Genomic DNA, 518 nt, shown 5'->3' on the forward strand with positions numbered 1-518 from the left:
GTGATACGCATATCACCTTGATGTGGCGGAGTGTTTCAGACTGAAACACGACGCGCAGGTTGATGCCGGTTGTTGGTTTGCAAGAAAACCTGCCCTCCTGTACGTCACGTGGAAACCGAGCGGGGGTCAGGCATGCACGATCTGGTCATTTTCGATTGTGACGGTGTTTTGGTCGACAGCGAGCCACTGTCAAATCAGGTGATGGTCGAAAACCTTGCGCGGTACGGGCTGAACCTGAGCGTCAAGGACAGTGTCGGGTTGTTCCTTGGCAGCACAATGGAAGGGGTCCGGGACAAGGCGCGATCGTTGGGGGCTGATTTATCGGATGATTGGGTGCAGGAAGTCCATGCTGAGATTTTTGAACGCCTGCGTGAAAACGTGCCCTTGATGCCGGGTGTGCCAGACCTTCTGGATGCACTGGACCGAAGCGGAATCCCCTATTGTATTGCCTCAAACGGCCCGCCGGAAAAAATGGAAATCACTCTGGGCCAGAACGGTTTATGGCCGCGGTTCAAAGA

General features: G+C 54.6%; 1 protein-coding gene. It reads left to right on the plus strand.

Translation table 11 applies throughout. The annotated features are described in order from the left end of the window. Positions 1-132: 132 nt before the first annotated feature. Positions 133-518, plus strand: a 386-nt coding sequence (locus ACR1XY_RS24945) for an HAD family hydrolase (RefSeq protein WP_480597578.1), incomplete at its 3' end; no start/stop codon positions are given.

The sequence above is a fragment of the Ruegeria sp. AD11(2025) genome (genome assembly GCF_056542405.1).